Origin of the sequence: Massilia eburnea (assembly GCF_009720745.1) — a bacterium.
GTDB lineage: Bacteria > Pseudomonadota > Gammaproteobacteria > Burkholderiales > Burkholderiaceae_D > Rugamonas > Rugamonas eburnea.
Window position 1 is genome coordinate 1 of the sequence record NZ_WNKX01000037.1, and the last position, 18,858, is coordinate 18,858.

18 protein-coding genes are annotated in these 18,858 nt (G+C 64.0%); 8 read left to right on the forward strand and 10 right to left on the reverse strand.

Features of this window, described 5'->3' with window-relative positions; translation table 11 throughout:
- The first annotated feature begins 156 nt into the window (after positions 1–156).
- Together GM658_RS28960 and GM658_RS26745 are read left to right on the forward strand one after the other, a co-directional pair.
- Entirely contained in the window at positions 157–537 is a 381-nt protein-coding gene (locus tag GM658_RS28960) for a hypothetical protein (RefSeq protein WP_170299002.1), read from the forward strand.
- Positions 538–1,191: 654 nt separating this feature from the next.
- On the forward strand, positions 1,192–1,593 hold the full coding sequence (locus tag GM658_RS26745; RefSeq protein ID WP_155457165.1) for a GNAT family N-acetyltransferase: 402 nt from the start codon (positions 1,192–1,194) through the stop codon (positions 1,591–1,593).
- A 63-nt stretch (positions 1,594–1,656) separates the two neighbouring features.
- On the opposite strand, the gene GM658_RS26750 is transcribed toward GM658_RS26745, so the two are convergent.
- From GM658_RS26750 to GM658_RS26775, 6 genes are read right to left on the reverse strand one after another with little or no spacing between them, the layout of a single operon-like run.
- A complete protein-coding gene (locus tag GM658_RS26750; protein WP_155457166.1) occupies positions 1,657–3,384 on the reverse strand; it encodes an MFS transporter in 1,728 nt (575 codons plus the stop codon).
- Positions 3,365–4,495, reverse strand: a complete 1,131-nt coding sequence (locus GM658_RS26755) for an N-acetylglucosamine-6-phosphate deacetylase (protein WP_155457167.1) — start codon at positions 4,493–4,495, stop codon at positions 3,365–3,367. Before GM658_RS26755 ends, GM658_RS26750 begins: the two co-directional genes overlap by 20 nt.
- Entirely contained in the window at positions 4,495–5,268 is a 774-nt protein-coding gene (locus tag GM658_RS26760) for a DeoR/GlpR family DNA-binding transcription regulator (RefSeq protein ID WP_155457168.1), read from the reverse strand. Before GM658_RS26760 ends, GM658_RS26755 begins: the two co-directional genes overlap by 1 nt.
- Entirely contained in the window at positions 5,262–6,560 is a 1,299-nt protein-coding gene (locus GM658_RS26765; RefSeq protein WP_211841948.1) for a D-tagatose-bisphosphate aldolase, class II, non-catalytic subunit, read from the reverse strand. The genes GM658_RS26760 and GM658_RS26765 overlap by 7 nt, the downstream gene beginning before the upstream one ends.
- The gene (locus tag GM658_RS26770) at positions 6,557–7,504 is read right to left on the reverse strand and encodes an ROK family protein (RefSeq protein ID WP_211841949.1); all 948 of its coding nucleotides are present in this window, start codon (positions 7,502–7,504) and stop codon (positions 6,557–6,559) included. The genes GM658_RS26765 and GM658_RS26770 overlap by 4 nt, the downstream gene beginning before the upstream one ends.
- Positions 7,491–8,630, reverse strand: a complete 1,140-nt coding sequence (locus GM658_RS26775) for an SIS domain-containing protein (RefSeq protein ID WP_155457169.1) — start codon at positions 8,628–8,630, stop codon at positions 7,491–7,493. Before GM658_RS26775 ends, GM658_RS26770 begins: the two co-directional genes overlap by 14 nt.
- 167 nt (positions 8,631–8,797) lie before the next feature.
- Between GM658_RS26775 and GM658_RS26780 the strand changes: the two genes are divergently transcribed.
- Positions 8,798–10,087, forward strand: a complete 1,290-nt coding sequence (locus GM658_RS26780; protein WP_155457170.1) for a glycoside hydrolase family 88 protein — start codon at positions 8,798–8,800, stop codon at positions 10,085–10,087.
- A 35-nt stretch (positions 10,088–10,122) separates the two neighbouring features.
- Complete coding sequence (locus GM658_RS26785) at positions 10,123–11,481, forward strand: MFS transporter (RefSeq protein ID WP_155457171.1); 1,359 nt, start codon at positions 10,123–10,125, stop codon at positions 11,479–11,481.
- Here the strand turns inward: GM658_RS26785 and GM658_RS26790 are convergent.
- Positions 11,469–12,626 carry a glycoside hydrolase family 88 protein gene (locus GM658_RS26790; RefSeq protein ID WP_155457172.1) on the reverse strand — a complete coding sequence of 386 codons (1,158 nt, stop codon included), beginning with the start codon at positions 12,624–12,626 and terminating at the stop codon, positions 11,469–11,471. The two genes, GM658_RS26785 and GM658_RS26790, sit on opposite strands and share 13 nt — an antisense overlap.
- A 106-nt stretch (positions 12,627–12,732) precedes the next feature.
- Here GM658_RS26790 and GM658_RS26795 point away from each other — a divergent pair, with 106 nt between their 5' ends.
- Positions 12,733–14,913, forward strand: a complete 2,181-nt coding sequence (locus tag GM658_RS26795; protein WP_170299003.1) for a glycoside hydrolase family 88 protein — start codon at positions 12,733–12,735, stop codon at positions 14,911–14,913.
- A gap of 34 nt (positions 14,914–14,947) precedes the next feature.
- On the opposite strand, the gene GM658_RS26800 is transcribed toward GM658_RS26795, so the two are convergent.
- A complete protein-coding gene (locus GM658_RS26800; RefSeq protein ID WP_155457174.1) occupies positions 14,948–15,331 on the reverse strand; it encodes a hypothetical protein in 384 nt (127 codons plus the stop codon).
- A gap of 8 nt (positions 15,332–15,339) precedes the next feature.
- Positions 15,340–16,152 (reverse strand): NAD-dependent epimerase/dehydratase family protein, encoded by an 813-nt coding sequence (locus GM658_RS26805; RefSeq protein WP_155457175.1) that lies wholly within the window; start codon positions 16,150–16,152, stop codon positions 15,340–15,342.
- A 247-nt stretch (positions 16,153–16,399) separates the two neighbouring features.
- Between GM658_RS26805 and GM658_RS26810 the strand changes: the two genes are divergently transcribed.
- On the forward strand, positions 16,400–17,056 hold the full coding sequence (locus tag GM658_RS26810) for a DUF3108 domain-containing protein (RefSeq protein WP_155457176.1): 657 nt from the start codon (positions 16,400–16,402) through the stop codon (positions 17,054–17,056).
- Here the strand turns inward: GM658_RS26810 and GM658_RS26815 are convergent.
- Positions 17,037–17,537, reverse strand: a complete 501-nt coding sequence (locus GM658_RS26815) for a succinate dehydrogenase/fumarate reductase transmembrane subunit (RefSeq protein WP_155457177.1) — start codon at positions 17,535–17,537, stop codon at positions 17,037–17,039. The genes GM658_RS26810 and GM658_RS26815 overlap by 20 nt on opposite strands.
- Positions 17,538–17,598: 61 nt before the next feature.
- On the opposite strand from GM658_RS26815, the gene GM658_RS26820 reads away from it, so the two are divergent.
- Positions 17,599–18,399: a helix-turn-helix domain-containing protein gene (locus GM658_RS26820; RefSeq protein WP_155457178.1), complete on the forward strand. Its 801-nt coding sequence runs from the start codon at positions 17,599–17,601 to the stop codon at positions 18,397–18,399.
- A gap of 57 nt (positions 18,400–18,456) precedes the next feature.
- Positions 18,457–18,831 (forward strand): hypothetical protein, encoded by a 375-nt coding sequence (locus GM658_RS26825; protein ID WP_155457179.1) that lies wholly within the window; start codon positions 18,457–18,459, stop codon positions 18,829–18,831.
- Positions 18,832–18,858 lie beyond the last annotated feature (27 nt).

An 18,858-nucleotide genomic window follows, 5' to 3' on the forward strand; every position in this document is an offset into this window, starting at 1 on the left:
TTGGCTAGATCGACGCCGACGCGGATAATCTTCACGGTGGACTCCTTCCTTCAAACTGGTCTGTAGAGATTCCAGTTTAGGCACTTCGATGCCGGATGAAGAGGAGGAGTCCATCCCATTGGTTCTGCTCAAAGGAGAAAATTCTTTCCGCGATCGATGGCGCTGATTCCGTTCAGGGACTTTCCAAAAAACTGCGTAAATTGCGAGTTATATAAAGTCAGGTATGCATTGGTGGGCATTTCGAGAGAAATCGTTGGAAGGTCCGATCCAATCAGAAGGGTTTTGAATTCGATGACTTGCGACAGCCAAATTGACGTCAAAAGCGCTAACCATGCGTTGGAAATCACCATCTTGAAAACTTCTTTTCGCCTTGGCTTGGCTTGCGTACTTGCCCTTGCGGTCGTAGCTGAGGCGAACGCCTGCGCTTCAGCAAGTATCGGAAGAACGATCCAGGGAGCCCAATTTAAAGTAGAGTTGTCAGCTTCCTTGCCCGATGCAAAGATACTGACGGCGCTGGGGCCGACCCAGCGAAAATGAAAAGGTCCCGTGAGATTGGACCAGATGGTGAGCAGAACATATTTAGAAGAGGTAAGGTCAAAGTTTCAATAATTCGCTCTGTTTCTACTGGAGTTTTCGTTACCTTTTCTCCTAATGAGATAGATGTCGTGGAGTGGGATTTATGTCCGGGCAGTGCTGTGGCGCCCAACACTTTGATCCAACGGGCGCTTGGCGGCGCCGCTGACCGGTAGCGTTATGGGGCTTAGAAAAAACTGCCCGGCCTGCGGGAATCGCCTGAACATCGAAACAGACTTTGGTTCGGGGCGCACAACTCATTGGTACCAGCTTACGCCCGTTCGAAACTTCTGCGCATCATGTCGTTCAGAAGTCAAAGCGACAATTCCAATCACTGCTTGGGTCGTCTTATTTGTAGTTCTTTTTCTGGCTCTTGGCGCCCTGGTTTTGCTGAATGTCCTTGAGAACAGAGGTGCAATTGCGTCGTCAACGTTTGACGATGGCATAGCTGCTTTGGCGATTTTCATTGCGTTGGGTGGGGTCGCTTTCCGTTTTTTCTGGCGGTATGAGGCGGTTCGATAAATTTGATACCAGTCTTTGCCTTGGGACGATGCCGATCCTTCATTTATCACGGATGCACTGCGATGCTCCGGCTAACCCTTACACATCAGGTGTCTAATGCAGGTGCGACCAATTTCCCCATCGGAGATCGAAGCCGCGCGGCAGCTGCTCATTTCAAATGGCTGGAACCGCGGCGTTTCTACAGTTGAAGAATTTGAGCGGCTCGTCTCGCGATCACAGGTGGCGTTGATTGCGGTCCAGGGAACGGAAGTCGTTGGCTTCTTGCGAGCGCTCACCGATGGCATGTACAACGGCTACATTTCCATGGTCGTGGTGGCCGAGCAGTGCCGGTGCAAGGGTGTGGGTAGAGCGCTGGTGCGCGCGGCGGTCGGCGAAAACAGGCAAATCACCTGGGTGCTGCGGGCGGGACGAGAGGGCGTCTCAGATTTCTACGAAAAGCTGGGCTTCACAAGGTCGCAGGTGGCCATGGAGTTTCTGCGTGAGCGCCCTGGTGCCTAGTCATTCCTCGGACGTTGAAGAGCCGCAGCGCGGGCAAGCACCGCGGCTATTAGCGAGCCGCTGTTAATCAGCCGCGCCAGCGAAGTGGCGACCGATTTCTTCCAGCGTTTTGCCGCGCGTTTCCGGCAGCAGGAAAGTGGCAGCCAGGAAGTACACCACGGTGCAGCCGGCCCACGCAAAGAACATTGGAGCGTAGCCATGCTGGCCGACGGTTGGCAGGAAGATGGCGGCAATCACCGTGGAGACGAACTGGTTGAGCAGAAGGGCGACGCTCATGCCGTTGGAGCGGATCTGGGTCGGCATCAGCTCTGAAAGCGCCAGCCATACACACACGCCCGGACCAACAGCAAAGCTGGCAACAAAACCAAGCAGGCAAGCCAGAACCAGCCAGCCGTGCGTGGCCAGTGGCGGTGGACCGACATGGGCCCTTTCAACCACCAGCGGAGCATTGAGGGCTTGCTGCATGTCGGGAAAGGGATTCAAGTGGGCGGTGCGGAATGCGGCGCCGATCACGCTGTCGCCATCGATGGCCTGTGGCGGCGCGACGCGCAGTTCCTGGCCAGGACGCACGGTACGTACCTGCGTCAGCGGACCATAGCTGAAGGCGAGCTCCAATACATAGTCATCCCGGCCAGCCAGTTGGCGCACGTCGTTGGCGTCAAGCGTCAGTCCGTTGCTGACCACGCGGTGGTTGAGGGGCTCGATGACGTCGATCTGCGCGCGCTCGGCAGACAGGAAGAGCAGGCCAGCCGCGCTCAGGCTGACAATGATGCCGCCGGTCCCCAGCATCAGCAGGAATTTGCGGCCCTTGCGGTCGACCAGCAGCACTGCCAGCACCGTCATCAGGCAGTTGACCAGTTTGAGGGCGAAGTCGCCGACGTTGGCCATGGAGCCGGTCAGGCCGCCGGCATCGAAGATGTTCACGGCATAGGCCAGCACGGAGTTCATCCCGGTCGCCTGGTTGCACGCCAGGATCAGGCAGGCAAGCAGGAAGGGCAGCACGTAGCGGCGTTGCAGCAGGCTGCCCGTTTCCGCCGTGGCGGCGGGACCATGGTCGGCGCCAATGGCTGCGAGTTCGGCTTGCGCGACGTCGGCTGTGCGTGTGCGTTGCAGTGCTTGCAGGGCTTCCGCACGCTGGCCGCGTTTCAGCAGCCAGCGCGGCGATTCCGCCAGCAGCAGCACGCCGGCCGTAAACAGCAGGCCCGGTGGGAGGCTAAGCCAGAAGATGCGGCGCCAGGCGCCGTCCTGCACGGTTTGCAAGGTGGCCGGTGCGCTGCTGGCCACCGCTTCCACTTCGCGCGCTACCAGCAGGCCGATCGCCGCAGCCAGTACCAGCCCAATTGTCAGCAGCAGCTGGAAAATGCCGGTGCCGCGCCCGCGCACGGCGGCAGGCAGCGATTCGGCCAGGTAAAGAGGCACTACCACGCCAATCAGGCCGCCGCTCACGCCTTGCAGCAGGCGCCCGAGCAGCAGCGGCAGATAGCCGTCGGCCAGTGCGATGATGGGGATGCTCAGGCTGAACAACAGTCCGGAGACGAACATCAGGCGCTTGCGGCCGATGAAGTCGGCCAGCGAGCCGGCCGCCAGCGAGGACAGCACGGAGCCGAGCAGCACGGCGGCCACCACGAAACTCAGTTGCTGGGTCGACAGTTTCCAGATTTGGGCGGCGCTGGCCTCCAGATAGGGCAGGGCGCCGGCGATAATGCCGACGTCGATCCCGTACAACAGGCCTCCCAGACCGGCGACAAGCAGCAGGTAGCGGGTCTGGGCTTCAGGCGTGGACAGTTTCATGGCGTGCTCCTTCGGTGTGAGTCAGCTGGCGTCCGGCCAGCACCACGCTGCGGATGTGCAGCGATGGATCCAATACGACGAAATCGGCGCGCAAACCGCGCGAGAGGGTGCCGCGGTCGCGCAGGCCAAGATATTCGGCCGGGTAGCGCGACACGCGGTCGGAGGCGGCGGCGGTCGACAGGCCCAGGCTGACCAGGTTGCGCAGGGCCAGGTCCATGGTCAGTGCGCTGCCGGCCAGCGAATCGCCCAGTACCAGGCGCACGCAGGACAGGCACTTCATCACGCGCTGGCTGCCCAGCATGTATTCGCCGTCCGGCATGCCGGTGGCTGGCGTGGCGTCGGTCACTGCGTACAGGCGAGGGATGGCGCGCATTGCGGCCCGTATGGCGCCTGGAGCAACGTGCTGCAGGTCGGGGATGATTTCGGCGAATTCGCCGTGCGCCAGCGCGGCGGCCAGCATGCCGGGCGCGTACTGGTTCAGGCCAGACATGCCGTTGTACAGATGCGTGAAGCCCGCCAGTCCGGCCTTGATGGCGGCCGCACCGTCATCGTAACTGCCGGCGCTATGGCCGGCCTGGGCGCGGATACCCATGGCCGCCAGCTGCGGAATCAGTTCGATGTGGCCGGGAATTTCAGGCGCCAGCGTCAGCACCCGGATCGGGGCGATATCGTGCCAGCGCTGCACTTGTTCGATGGTGCCGGTACTGGCCAGCGGCGGCTGGGCGCCCAGCTTGGAACTGTTCAGGAAGGGACCCTCCAGGTGCACACCCATGATATCCGCGGCGCCTGTCGCTGCCGCGGCCATGGATTCGCGTACGCCGCGCAAGGCGCGCTCGATGTGCTCCGGCGGCGCTGTCATGGTGGTGGCCAGCAGGCTGGTGGTGCCGTGGCGGGCATGCAGGCGGGCCATGCGCAGCGCAGCGTCGCCGCCTTCCATCACGTCGACGCCGCCGGCGCCGTGCACATGCAGGTCGATGAAACCGGGCAGCACCAGCACGTCTTCCGGCGCCAAAGGATCGGCCTCGATGGCGGTAATGCGTTCGCCATGGCGCAGGCGTCCGCGCACCCAGCCTGATGTCGTGAGGATCTGGCCCAGGATTTCCGAAGACATCAGTTTTCCTCCGCGATGATTACTTCGATGCCGTTGGCCACGAGGGCCGCACGGATTGAGTGCGGCATGCTGGCGTCGCTGACCACCGTGTGCACGCGGTCCAGGGCACAGATGCGGTGCAGGCAGAGCTGGCCGAATTTGGAGCCGTCGGCCAGCACGATCACCTGGCGCGCATGTTCCACCATGCAGGCGTTCAGGCGCGCGTCTTCCACGTCGTGGGTGGACAGGCCGAAATCCGGGTCGCAGCCGTCCGCGCCAAGGAACAGCTTGTCGAAGAAGAAGGACTGCAGCGAGGCTTCGGCCTGCGGACCCTGCAGCGACTGCGATGTCTGGCGCAGCGTGCCGCCGGAGACGATCAGGCGCAAGCCGGCCACTTGTCCCACTTCGTTGGCGATCGGCAGGCTATTGGTGAACACGGTCAAGGGCGAACTTGCCGACAGGCGCTGGGCCAGCATCAGCGTGGTGCTGCCGGCGTCGAGGATCAGCTTATCGCCCGGAGACACCAGGGCTGCCGCGCGGTTGGCGATGCGCAGCTTACGCTCGCGGTGGCGGATGCGCTTTTCGGCCAGCGGCGCTTCAGGCAGCGCCTGCGTCGCCAGGCGTGCGCCGCCGTGCTGGCGCGCCAGCAGGCCGGCGGCGGTCATGGCGCGCAAGTCGGTGCGGATGGTGACGGTGGATACGCCGAACAGCTGCGCCAGGCGCGATACGCGCACCCGGTGCTGGTCCTGCACGGCTTGCAGGATTTGCTCGCGTCGTGCGCCGGTGCTTAGCATAGAGCCTCCGCCTGGTTGGCGTGGCAGGCACGCATGTACTTCGCCAGCACCAGGCGTACTTTGTGGCGCGCCAGGTCGGCGGCGCGCGGCGCCAGCTGGCCAAGCTGCACCGCTTCCACCGCCTCGGGCAGGTACTGGCTCAGCAGGGACAGCGGAATGCCGGTTTCTTCCAGGTTGGCGTACAGGGTCTCCAGCGCCTGCTGGACTGGGGCATCGCCCCAGTAATAGCGGCTGCGGTCGGACAGGGCATAGCGGCGCAGCACGCGCAGTTCGGCCGGCGCGCCGGCGTAGTGCTTCTTCCAGTGGTGCGGTGCGATCTGCATGCACTGGTCCAGCACTTCCACCAGGCCGGAACGGCGCTCCATCGGCAGCAGTTCGTCTTCGATGGCGGCCAGCGCAAAGCAGGCTTCGCGCAGCGCAAAGGTGGCGGCCGGGCCCACCTTGAGGATGGCGAAATGGTCGCGCACCAGGCAGTGCAGGGCGCGCTCGGTCTGGTAGTCGGTGGAATGCGCTTCGAATACCAGGCCGGGATAGCCGGTGATGAAGGAGGACAGTGTGCTTGCCGCCTGCGGCGCATATTGCTGCACGCTGCTATGGTCGAAATCGACGCCGGGCTGCACCACCAGGGCGATCACGCGTTCCCAGGCGCTGTTCAGGCCCAGCGCCATGAAGGCCTCGCGATGCGCTTCCAGCGTGGCCTCCGCCGCCTGTGGGCTGGTGACCTGGACGCCGCCGCCCAGCGAGGCTTCGCCGCCGGGAACCGGCACTTCGGTGCCGACGATGTAGACCGGCGGCGGAAAGCCGGCCCGCAGCGCGGCGCGTTCCGCCACCAGTGCCAGGTCGGCGGAGCGCGCCGCCACCACCGCATCGGGCAGCGGCTTCGGGTCACCGGCGCAGGACATGCTGCAATCGAGGTGGATCTTGTGGAAGCCGGCGCTGACGTAGTCGGCGATCAGCACGCGGGCGTTTTCACGCGCCTGGTCGGGCGGAAGGTTCTGCCAGGTGTTCGGGCCCAAGTGGTCGCCGCCCAGGACCAGGCGCTCCAGCGGAAAGCCGGTCTTGTTGGCCAGATCGTGCACGTAGGCGACGAAATCGGCAGGCCGCATGCCGGTGTAGCCGCCGAACTGGTCGACCTGGTTGGAGGTGGCCTCCACCAGCAGTGGTGCGTTGTGCGCCAGTGCTGTTTCCATCGCGGCCAGCAGCACTTGCGGGTTACTGCAGCAGACGCTCGGCATACCGATGGCGCGGCCTTCGTGATGGTCTCGGATCAGGGTTTGGAGTGGGGACATCATGCTTCCTTGTTCTGGTTTTGGACGGCCTGGGCGGCCAGCAGGGCAGCGCCGCGTGCGCCGCCTGCGTCGCCAAATGCCGGCGGGAGGATGGGCGGCACGGACATGCCCGGAATCAGGTGGGCGGCGGTGGCCGCCGGCAGGCAGTGGTACAGGTGCGGCAATTGCGACAGGCCGCCGCCCAGCACCACCACATGCGGGTCGTAGGCCAGGACGATCTGGGCCAGCGCGGAGCCAAGCAGGTCGAGGTGCAGGTCGAACACGCGCATCGCCATCGGTGCGCCTTCCCGGTAGGCCTGCGCCAGCAGGTCGGCGTTGATGCCGGCGCTGCCGCTTAGCTGGGCATGCAGCTGGCGCAGTCCGGTGCCCGAGACATAGCGTTCCAGGCATGCCTGGCGGCCGCAGGCGCAAGGCAGTACCGGCAAGTCGTAGCGTTGCAGCAGCGACGGCGAAACCGGCAGGTGGCCCCATTCGCCGGCCACGCCATTGCGGCCGCGCACCAGGCGGCCGTCGACCACATAGCCGGCGCCGGCGCCGGTACCGATGATCAGGCCGAACATGCTGGGCGCGCCGTCGGCGGCGCCGCCGTGCGCTTCGGACAGGGCGAAGCACTGGCAGTCGTTGCCGAGGACGATGCTGCGGTCCAGGCGCTGCCGCAGCACCGGCAGCAGCAGGCGCCCGGTCAGGCAAGGCACGTTGGCGCTCAGGTGCCTGCCGCCGGCGGAGTCGATGATGCCCGGTACGCCAAGGCCAACTGGCGCGCGCACGCCGAGCGTGGCGTCGGCCTGCAGCACCAGCCCGGCCAGGGCGTTGACGAAGCGCTCGTAATCATCGGTCGGTGTCGGCACGCGCTGGCGATGGACTACCTGCAGGCTGGCATCGCAAGCCACCAGTTCCATCTTGGTGCCGCCGATGTCGATGCCGTAGAACATTTCAGGCGCTCGCATAAGGGTGGATGATCACGCCCTGCACGACACGGTTGACCGTGCCGTCAGGGAAAGGATTGTCGGGAGTCAGGCCAAGACGCACGGACTGGTGCAGGGCCAGGACCTGCGCGAACACCACGTAGGCGGCGGCCAGCCAGGCGTCCGGCAGGCCGGCCGGAGCGCCCAGCTCGCGTCCGTCGATGGACAGCAGGGAGCCGGCGATCTTGTCGCGCTGCAGTTCGTTGAGCAAATCCTGGTCGTATTGGCGCACATGCTGGTCCTGGCTGCGGAACACCGCCACCATGGTCTGCGGGTCGACGACCGATTTCGGGCCGTGGCGGAAGCCGAGCGGGGAATTTGAAATCGCGAGGATGCGGCCGCCGCTCAGTTCCAGCACTTTCAATGCGGCTTCGCGCGCCAGCGCTTCCAGCGGGCCGCCGCCCAGGTAGACGATGCGGCTGATCTTTGCCTGGCCATGGCAGTGCCAGGCTTCGGCCTGTTCCACGGTCCAGCGCTCGGCCAGGCCGGCCAGTTGTTCGATACGCGCGGCCGATGCGGCGAGCGGTTCGGGGCTGAGCAGGGCCAGGGCAGTCAGCAGCATGCTGGTGAAGCTGCTGGTCATGGCAAAACCCTGGTCGCAGCTGGCGGGCGGCAGCACCACATTGATGGTGTCGTTGCGGCCAGCGCCGGAGCGCGCCAGCAAGCCTTCGGCGTTGCAGGTGATGTTCAGGAACAGGGTTGCGGGCGCCAACTGGCGCACCAGGTCGACGATGGCCTGGCTTTCCGGGCTGTTACCACTGCGTGCGAACGATACCACAAGCAGCGGAGTTTGAGCCGTTAGGAACAAGGCAGGATTGCTCAGCAGGGTCGTGGTGGCCACCGCGCGCACCTGGGCTGCGCAAGCGGCGTTCAGGGTGTCGGCGGCCAGTTCGCCGGCATAGGCCGAAGTGCCGGCGCCGGTCAGGATCACGCTCGCCTGCGGATTGGCGAGGAGGGCGCTGATGCGCTGGCGCTCCTGCGCTGGCACGGCGTCCCAGCATTGCGGCAGCTGGCGCCAGACGGCAGGCTGCTGGGCGATTTCACGGGCGGTGTGGCCGCCGCCGAGGGCGTCCCATTGTGGCAGGGAGCGATGATGAAGGTGGGTCATGTGAATCCTTTCTTTCGATTTTTGAATGGTAACGTTACCCTGTCGTTTTTGCTACCCTGCTTTCGAATTTTTCTTTCGCTGTGGCTGGCGAAAGACATCCCCGTAGAAGTTCCTTGCTAATCCGGAGTTGTAGTGATAACGTTATCTCACCACAGTAGGAGACGATCATGACAGCTGTCGACAGGGCGGGGCTGTTCCGCGCAGCGCAACGTGCCGCGCTGGCGCAGCTGGAAAACAACGCGGCCAGCTTCGGCAGCCGCTTCCCGGGCGATACCAGCCAGGGACAGGTGTACCGCCCGCGCCAGCAGGACGGGCATTGGGAAGGCTCGAACGTCGGCTGGAGCACCGGCTTCTGGAATGGCATGTGCTGGCTCGGTTATGAAATGAGCGGGCGCCACGCCTTTCGCGCCTTCGCGCAGCAGCAGAACGCCAGCTTTGCGCAACGCCTGGTGCGGCGCATCGACTTGAACCGGCACGAACTGGGCATGCTGTATGGCCCATCGTTCGTCGCCGCCTACCGCGTTACCGGAAATTCCTGGTACCGCAGCCAGGTGCTGGAAGCGGCCAAGCTGCTGCAGGCGCGTTTCCTGCCGGAGCCGGGCGTGGTGCAGGCCTGGGGCCGGCTCGACGACGCGCGCGAGCAGGGCCGCATCATTATCGAAACCGTGATGAACATGCCTTTGCTGCACTGGGCCAGCGCGCAGACCGGCAATCCTGTTTATACGCAGGCGGCCGCCCGCCACCTGGCGCGCAGCCGTGAACTGCTGGTGCGAAGCGACGGCTCGATCAGGCAAAGCTGCCGGCTCGGCCCGCGTGGCGCGCAATCCCACACATACCAGACATGGCAGGCACAGGGCGAAGAGACCTGCTGGGCGCGCGGCCAGGCCTGGGCCCTTTACGGCTTTGCCCTGAACCACCGCATGGCGCCGGGATTGGGCGCGCTGGAGACGGCGCGCGACATGGCGGACTACCTGTTGTCGCGCATGCCGGCCGACGGTGTCCTGCATTGGGACCTGGCGCTCGATTGGCGCAGCGGACAGCAGCGCGACAGTTCGGCCACGTCGATCGCCGTCTGCGGCTTGCTGGAGCTGGCGGAGCAGCTGGGCGACTGCGGCGCGCGCTATCGCGAAGCGGGGCTGGACATGCTCGAAAGCCTCGTGCGCAACTGCGCCGCACAGAGCGGCAGCGGCAAGGGTTTGCTCGCGCATGGCGTGTACAGCCTGCCGGAAGGGCGCGGTGTCGATGAATCCAACCTGTGGGGCGACTACCATTACCTGGAAGCGCTGGCCCGCTGTAACCATGGCTGGTCCAGCTTCTGGCATTTACCGGCCCACGCGGCGGCCGCACGCGAAGGCGCGCAGGAAGCTCCATTGTGGGCCGATTACGACTTTCTCGGCGCCCTGCCGTACGCTGCCGGCAAACAGCGAAGTTTCTGGCGCGCGGATGCGCTAACATAAGCGCGTCGATCATTGCAGTGAGCGAGGGAGGGGAATTGGGCCAGCACAGCGTCATGCGCCGGGATTGCACTGAAGCCCGGGGTGCGCCGGCAATTGCAGTTGCTGCTGTCTCGCTCGGCCTGCCCGCCCTGTTTTTCTTCCTCCTGCTGGGGGACCTGGCCTGGTCGCTGAAAGAGCGCGCCTTGCCGGACCTGTTCAAGTTCCAGCTGCGCGAATTCAGCCAGGATGCGACGCTGTTGAATGTGCTGTTCGGCGCGCTGCCTTCCGCCATTGCCATGTTCATCGGTCCGGTGGTCGGCGCCTGGAGCGACCGCACACGCACCCGTTTCGGCCGCCGTATTCCTTTTCTCCTCGCCTGCGCGCCGCTGGTTTCGGCCAGCATGGTCGGCCTGGCTTTCAGCGAACCTTTGGGCGACGCGCTCTGGCAATGGGCTGGCGCCAGCGCGGGCATGCGCGGACGCTACATCGTCGCCTGCATGTGCTTTTTCTGGACCTTCTACGAAATTTTTACTGTGCTGGCCAACGCGCTGTTCATCGCCCTGGTCAACGACACGGTGCCGCAGCGGATCATGGGACGCTTCTTCGGCATGTTCCGCATCATCAGCCTAGGCGTTGGCGTGGCGTTTTTCTATTTTGTCTTCGGCAACGAGCTGCCAGCCGTGGCGCGCCCGGTCATGCTGGCCATTGCAGCGGCATACCTGGCGGGCTTCCTCGCCTTGTGCAAAGGCGTGCGGGAGCCGCAGTACCCGCCGCCGACTCCGGCCCAGCGGGCCAGCCTGCAAGTCTTGCGCGGCGACGATGGCACTTCGCCCTGGTTTTATGTCCTGCTGTTCGTGACCCTGGCCATAGCAACGATTTGCGTTCTGCCCGTGAACATCAACAGCTATAACGCCATCAGCCAATTCGGCGTCGACAGAACGGACTATGGGCGCGCGGTGGCGGCTGCCTACAGCATCTCCATTGTCCTGGCGATGCCGGTGGGCTGGCTGGCGGACCGCTTCCATCCGCTGCGGGTGGGCTTCGTGACGCTTGTCCTGTACGCCTTGAGCATGCTGGGCGCATGGGAGTTCGTGGCGGGGCGTATGTCCTTCCTGGTCTGGTTCGTGGTGCATGCGGTGTTGGCGGGCACTTTCCTGACCGGGACTGCGGCCTTGCTGCCAAGGCTCCTGCCGAGAACGCGCTTTTCGTCGCTGGCAGCGCTGTCGGCATCGATCACCGGGCTGTTGACGGTCTTCTTCACGATCGAACTGGGCGCACTGCTGGACGCCAATGGACGCGACTTCCACGTGATTTTCCTGGTTGCCGGGCTGCTGGCGTCCTTAGGCTCGGCATTCTGGTTCGTCGTGCTGGTATTGCACAGGCGCCGCCAGGCGCCGGCGGATCAGCGGTCGTAGCTGGTCCAGCCATGGTGCAACCGCGCCAGGGCTTCGAGATAGTAGTAGTCGCCCCACAGTGTGCATTCTTCCACGCCCAGGTTGGCCAGGCGGTGGTAGGTGCCGTGCGTCAGCAAACCCCCGGCTGCCGGCAGCTCCGCGGCGCAATGGCGCGCCAGCGCGTCGAGCAGGCGTTCGCCGGCGGCGTGGTAATGCTCGCGCTGCGGGCCCGGTGGCAACTGGCTCGCCAGGTCAAGCAGGCCGCAGGCCGCGATCGCGTTGGCCGAACTGTCGCGCGGCTCGCCGCTGTCGTGCGCCAATCCCAAGTCCCATAGCGCTACCAGGTCCGGCGGCAGGTGGCCGAGGAAATAGTCGGCAACCTGCATCGCTGCGTCGAGCAGGCCCAATTCCGGCAAGTGACGGTGGTTCAGTGCAAAGCCATACAGTGCCCAGGCCTGGCCGCGCGACCAGCAGGAAGAATCGGCCAGGCCCTGGTGCGTGACTTCGCGCAGCGGCTCGCCGGTGTCGGCATTGAAGAAAAAGGTGTGGCAGGTGGAGCCGTCCGGACGCACCAGGTGGTGACGCGTATTCACCAGGTGGCTGCGTGCAGCTTCGCGGTATCCGGGCTCGCCGGTGACAGCGCTAGCCCAATGCAGCAAGGGCAGGTTCATCACGCAGTCAACGATGACGCGGCCGCGTTCTTTCGGGTCGTCCAGCTTTCCCCAAGCCTGGATCACGCCGGCGCCGGGCAGGAAACGCGCCAGCAGGCGGTCGGCAGCTGCCAGCGCTGTCGCGCGCGCGCCGGGCAGGGCCGCGATGCGGTCGGCGGCAACATTGCTGAGCAAATAAAGGAAGCCGAGATCATGGTGGTCAAGGTCGGCCTGTTCCTGCAGGCGGCGCGCGAAATCGGCAGCCTGCACGGTGGCGGCATCGCGGAAGCGCTGCCAGCCTGTCAATTCATAGCCGAGCCACAACATGCCGGGCCAGAAGCCGGTGGTCCAGCCGACATTGGCGCCAGCAGCATGCGTGCCATGGCGGCGCAACTGGTAGTGCAGGTGCTGGCTGGTGTCGTCCGGGTACTGGGTGCCGAGGGTGTGCAGCATGCCGTCCAGCTGGTACAGGGCACGTTGCAGGGCGGGCGGACAGGGTTGGGGTCTCGCATTCATGGGGTAACGATACCACGCAATAATACCATTCTCAAGTAAAAGCACGTTTTTTGAAAAATCTGTGGTATCGTTAACGCAGTCAATTAGAAGAAGGATGGAGCACACGATGTCACAACACGCATTTACCCGTCATTCGCTGGCCGTCCTGGTTGCCAGTGTGTGTGCAGTGCAAGCGGCGGGCGCCGAAGTGCAGGCCCTGGCGCCGGCCGCAGTACTGGCCTCGATGGAAAAGGTGGCGGACTGGCAGTTGGCCAATCCGACCAAATATCCGCTCGATGACTGGACGGAGGCGGTGGGCGACGCCGGCTACATGGCGCTGGCTGGCATTTCCGGCAGCGACAAATACCGCGAAGCGATGCGCGCGGCCGGTGACAAGAACCACTGGAAGCTCGGGCCGAGCATGTTCCACGCGGACGATTACGCTGTCGGCCAGATGTATGCTGAACTCTACCTGCACACCCGCCAGCCGTATATGATCGCGCCGATGCGCGCCCAGTTCGACTATATGCTGGCCAATCCGCGCCCCGGTTCACTCGACTGGAAGACCCCAGGCGTGACGCAGCGCTGGGCCTGGTGCGATGCGCTGTTCATGGGCCCATCGGCCTGGGCGCGGCTGACTGCCGCCACAGGCGACCAGCGCTACCTGGAATTTGCCATCAGCGAATGGTGGAAAACCTCCGACTACCTGTACGACAAGGAAGAACACCTGTATTTCCGCGACAGCCGCTTCTTCGACAAGCGCGAAGCCAATGGCAAGAAAGTGTTCTGGGGCCGCGGCAATGGCTGGGTGATGGGAGGGCTGGTGCGCATGCTGCAGTACATCCCGGAGAACCACCCGCAGCGCGGCCGCTTCATCCAGCAGTACCAGGAAATGGCGGAGCGCCTGCTTGGCCTGCAGCAGTCCGATGGCCTGTGGCGTTCCAGCCTGCTCGACCCGGTCAGCTACAACAAGCCGGAGACCAGCGGCACCGCGCTCTATACCTATGCGCTGGCCTGGGGCGTGAACCAGGGTATCCTGCCGCGCGCCAAGTTCGAACCGGCGGTCAAGCGCGCCTGGCAAGCGCTGTCGACCCATGTGCAGGCGGACGGCAAGCTGGTACACGTGCAGCCGATCGGCGAAGACCCGCGCTTCTTCGACCCCAACTCCAGCGACGTATTCGCGGTCGGCGGTTTCCTGATGGCCGGCAGCGAAATGTACCGCATGGCCTTGCAGGAAGCCGGTGCAATACGCGTGGTCACTGTGAGCAATGAGACGAAGCTGTTCCGTCCCGAAGAATCGGTGGAAGTGGCCGACGCCGGCGACGGCGTAGCGGTAATGGATGCGCTGACTTCGCGCATCCTGCCTAGCCAGTCGCTGGGCAAGGGCTTGCTGTTCCAGACCGACCTGGCGCCGAACGAGACCCGCCGCTACCTTCTGGTGCCACGCAAGCGCTTGCCCGCTGTGCCGCAAGTGGTGTCGCGCGCCCATGCCCGTTTCGTGCCGGAGCGCCTGGACGATTTCGCCTGGGAGAACGATCGCGTGGCGCACCGCGTGTACGGCCCGGCCATCATCAAGGACCCGACCGAGCACCTGATTTCGAGCGGTGTCGACGTCTGGTCGAAATCCGCGCACAAACTGGTGCAGGACAGCTGGTACAAGGCCGGCCATTACCATCTGGATTCGGGCGAAGGCCTCGACTTCTACCACGTTGGCAAAACGCGTGGCTGCGGCGGCCTTGGCATTTACGACGGCAAGCAGCTGCAGACCTCCAGCAATTACACCACCTGGAAGATCCTGGCCGACGGCCCGCTGCGTACCGTGTTCGAATTGACATACGACGCCTGGGACGCCGGCGGCCGCCAGGTCGCCGAAACGCGCCGCGTCAGCCTGGACGCCGGCAGTAACTTCAGCCGCGTCGAAAGCACTTTCACCAGCCTGTCCGCGGCGCCGCTGACGGTCGGCGTCGGCATCGTGCAGCGCCAGGGGCAGGGCAGCCATTACCAGCAGGGCAGCGGCAGCATGAGCTACTGGGAACCCGCGATGGGCGACAAGGGCAGCAATGCCTGCGCCGTGATCGTGCCAGGCGCCACCAAGTACCTGAGCGTGCCTTTCGCCGCGCCGAAGACGGAGGAGGCCGGCCACTACCTGGCCCTGGCGCCAGCGCAGCCGAAGAAGCCTTTTGTCTACTACCTCGGCGCCGGCTGGAGCAAGAGCGGCGACTTCGCCGATGCACCGGCGTGGGAGGCCTATGTCGCCGACACCGCAGCGCGCTACGCTTCTCCTCTCAAGGTCAGCGTGTCGCGCTAAACGCTGATGCCGGCGCGAAAACCGGCCGCGCGCATTAACGCGGCCGGTTCTTTTTGCTGCACCTTGAGATAACGTTATTGCAAGCTGCGCCGAATGAAGAAAAAACAAACGACGACGCGGAGTTTCTGAGCAGGCTCGCGAAAGGTGCTGGCGGCCGCCGGGCGCCACGCCACGGGGCCCCTGTTTTCTCCAGCCAGGGCACCAGCTCCTTTTCAACCAGGTGTGACACGAGCGCCGTCTTGTCGGCAGCGATGTTTTGCAGTTGCCATGGATCGGCCAGGTTGTCGAACAGGGTATAGCGCAAGGCCTGGTTGTCCTTGCGTTCGATGACCATGGTGTATTGCTCGGTGCGCACGCCGCGTTTGCCGAACGACTGTCCGCCATAAGGCACCTGCAGACACCGGGTCAAAGGCGGCATTGCAGTGACTATTCGTACATTGGCCCTTGGATTACAAATGGGCCGCCCTGGTATTTGCTGGGTTCGTCGTCATCGGCGGGGTAGCCGGCGAACGGGAACAGGTGCTCATGCTCGCGAGAGCTGTGCTTTGGACGGAAGCCCAGGTGGCCGGCCTTGCTGTTGTCCCACCAGTTGGCGTCGTTGTCGGACATGCCGTACACGATGGTATGGCCGACGCGCGGCGTCACCAGCGAACAGCGCAGCAGTTCGACCAGGTCGTCCGGGTGCATATAGGTGCGCAAGATGCGGTGCGTCTTCGGCACTTCCATCACCGAGCCGATGCGGATGCAGACGGTCTCGATGCCGAAACGGTCCCAGTAATAGCGCGACATCTGCTCGCCGAAGACTTTGGACAGGCCGTAGTAGCCGTCCGGGCGGGTAGGGCTGTCGGCGTCGAGGTGCACGGTGGTCGGGTGGAAGCCGATCGCATGGTTGGAGCTGGCAAACACGATGCGTTTCACGCCGGCCTTGTGCGCCGCTTCGTACAGGTTCTTCAAGCCGATGATGTTGGCCTGCAGGATCGGGTCCCAGCGGTCCTCCACGGATATGCCGCCGAAGTGCAGCACGGCGTCCACGCCTTCGAGCAGGGCAAGCATGCCGTCGCGATCGGCCAGGTCGCAGTGGACGACTTCTTCGCCGGCACGTGCTTCGCCGAGGTTGGCGCGATCCGACAGGCGTACCACGTCAGCCCAGGCGCCAATGCGTTCACGCAGCTGCTTGCCAAGGCCGCCGGCAGCGCCGGTCAGTAGAATGCGACGAAACGGTTTCTTTTGTGCTTCCATGTGGCTCTCCCTCAATCGCTGTAGTTTGCCTTGCAATGATAACGTTAACTCATGGGCGGCGCCAGCATTTTCGCTGACAACGTTTCCGGCTAAAAATACCTGCGATGAGTTGTTAACGGTTTCTGTGGAAAAGTCTGTTAACAAGGCTTAGGCCGCTAATTTAAGTTGTTGATTTCAATGCGGAAAAATTCACTGCGCAAATTTGTGGCATTCGGGCATAATTGTTGAAAATTTAAGGAGCACGCTGATGCCTCGAAGCTTGTTATTTCTGCTCGCGCTTTGCTGCGCACCCGTAGGCGCCACCGACATCAAGGTCGGCGCACCCTTGCCGCGCATGTCGCTGGTCAAGGAAGGCGCCCACCACTGGCTGCGCTACTGGCGCAATGGCGAAGTCAATACGCCGGTCGACATCTGGACACGTGAAGTGCGCTATACGCCGGCGGGCATGCAGATCCGCCAGCGCTGGGACGGCGTCAATACCCTGGTGCTGCTTGACTCCTGGTTCGACAAGGACACCTTCAAGCCGCGCACCCATCACCGGATTCGCGAAAAGGACGGCAAGCGCACAGAAGAGAATTTCGATTTCAGCGCCTATGAGCCGACCTTCAACTTCGAGACCGATATCGAATTCCTGCAGGCCTTGCCGCTGGCCGAAGGCTACGAAGCGAGCATCATGTTCTATCACCCGGGCGGCCCGGCGCCGGCGCGCTACACCTGGAAAGTGGTGGGCAGCGAAATCATCCAGGGCCCGCAAGGCGCAGTCGATTGCTGGCTGCTGACAACCGACTACAACCGGCCCGGCACCGTCGCCAGGTTCTGGATGGCGAAAGCCACGCAACTGCTGGTACGGCAGGAGGCAACTGCGCCGGACGGCAAGGTGATGGTCAAATCGCTGCTGGACTGAGGCAGCGCTCGCGCCGCAAGGCGCAATTGACATGGACCACAAGACTCACCAGCCCCACCAGGTAGTGTGGGACCAGGAGCATGCGGAAGACTGAGTCCGGATAGTATCCACCGATGGCGAATTTGAGATCGGTGTCGATGCCCATCACGCCGCGCGCAATCATGACGGCGCTGACGTGCGCCAGCAGGAAGTAAGCCAGGCCGGCTCCCGACAGGAGTTGCGCGCGGCGCTTGCGATCGCGCCAATTGCCCCAGCCCTGGCGCAGCATGCGCATGCCGGAAACCACCTGCACCAGCACGCAAGCGATCAGCAGCGCTTCCATCGGCGGAAAGCGGTACACGATGCGCAATGCGTCGAGCAATTGCCTGTGCGCGGCCGCTCCGGCCAGCGCCATCAGGTTGTTGACCATATGGGCCAGCACGAAGCTGCCGAGAATGGCGCCTGATACGCGGTGGAGACGGCGAAAGCGAATGGAATCCATGATAGTGTGTCCGTTGTTTGAATGGTCACCACTTTATGCGGCGCTTGCGCCGAAGTATTGAATGAATCCGTCAACCACCTTGCTGCTGCCGCCCCCTGAATTGCAGGGTTGCGTACGTGCTTTCATTTCGCGCGACACGACCGGTTCGGCGCTCTCGATGGCGGAGCGCCTGAACCGCTTTCCGTCGACGCCGCTGTGCACCCTCACCTGGTTCTTGTCAGGCAAGGCGATTACGGTCGAACCAGAGGAGGGGGTACTGCTTGGCCGCATCGTCGCCAGCGGTCCGTTGACACGCCCGGTGGTCACCTTCAATCCCGGACCGGTGCGCGCATTCATGGCCGTCTTTTATCCCTCCGCCTGGCACCAGATGTGCGGCCTGGACCCGGGCGATATCGTGGACTGCTTCATCGAGCCGTCACGCCTTGGCCCAGGCTGGATGGAAATGGCGCAGGCGGTGCTGCAAGCGCCCGATGACGGTGCGCGTGTCGCATTGCTGGCCGCGTTCTTCAAGCCGCGCTGGACACCTGCCGCGACGCAGCCTGCCGCATCGTGGCTGGAACGGCTGAAAGAAGCTGCGCACGCAGGCGCCGGCGCCAGCGCCCGCAGCATCGAACGCCGCTTCAAGGCGATCGGCGGGCAGCCGCTGCGCACCTTGCGCCGCCTTGACCGCGCCGAACGCACCCTGGCCGACGTGCATGTCGCCGCAGCGCACGGCGAACTGGCGTGGTCCGACATCGCCGCCGAAGCCGGCTATTCCGACCAGGCGCACCTGTGCCGTGAAGTGCGGGCCATCACCGGCGCGACACCGGCCATGCTGGCGCGCGGCGACGAAAGTTTCTGGCTCTACCGGATCTGGCGCTAAGCCGTCCTTAAGCCATGTGCGCTTGTTTCGACGATTGAACCGCGATATGATCCCCGCATGAAACTCCGCCGGACTTCCAGGATCGTGGCCGCAATGGTGGCGCTATTCAGCATGCTGTTCATGCAGCTTGCGGTGGCGTCGTACGCATGCCCATCGGCCGGAAAGCCCGCCGCCAACGGCTCACCGTGCGCCGGCATGGACCCGGCCCAGCCAAGCCTGTGCAAAGCCAAGGCGGTCAACCTGGCCGCCAAGCAGTCGCTTGACAAGCCGGACCTGCCGCCCATCCTGCCTTTCGTGGCAGCCGACCTGGCCGGGACCGTGGTTGCCGATGCCTGGACGCCGGAAACGATGGAACTGGCCGTGTCCCCGCCAAGCCTGGCGCGAAGTTTATCCCCGCCGCACTCCATAGAGCATTGTTGTTTCCTGAATTGACTTTCCAGATTGCCTGATGCCGTCTCG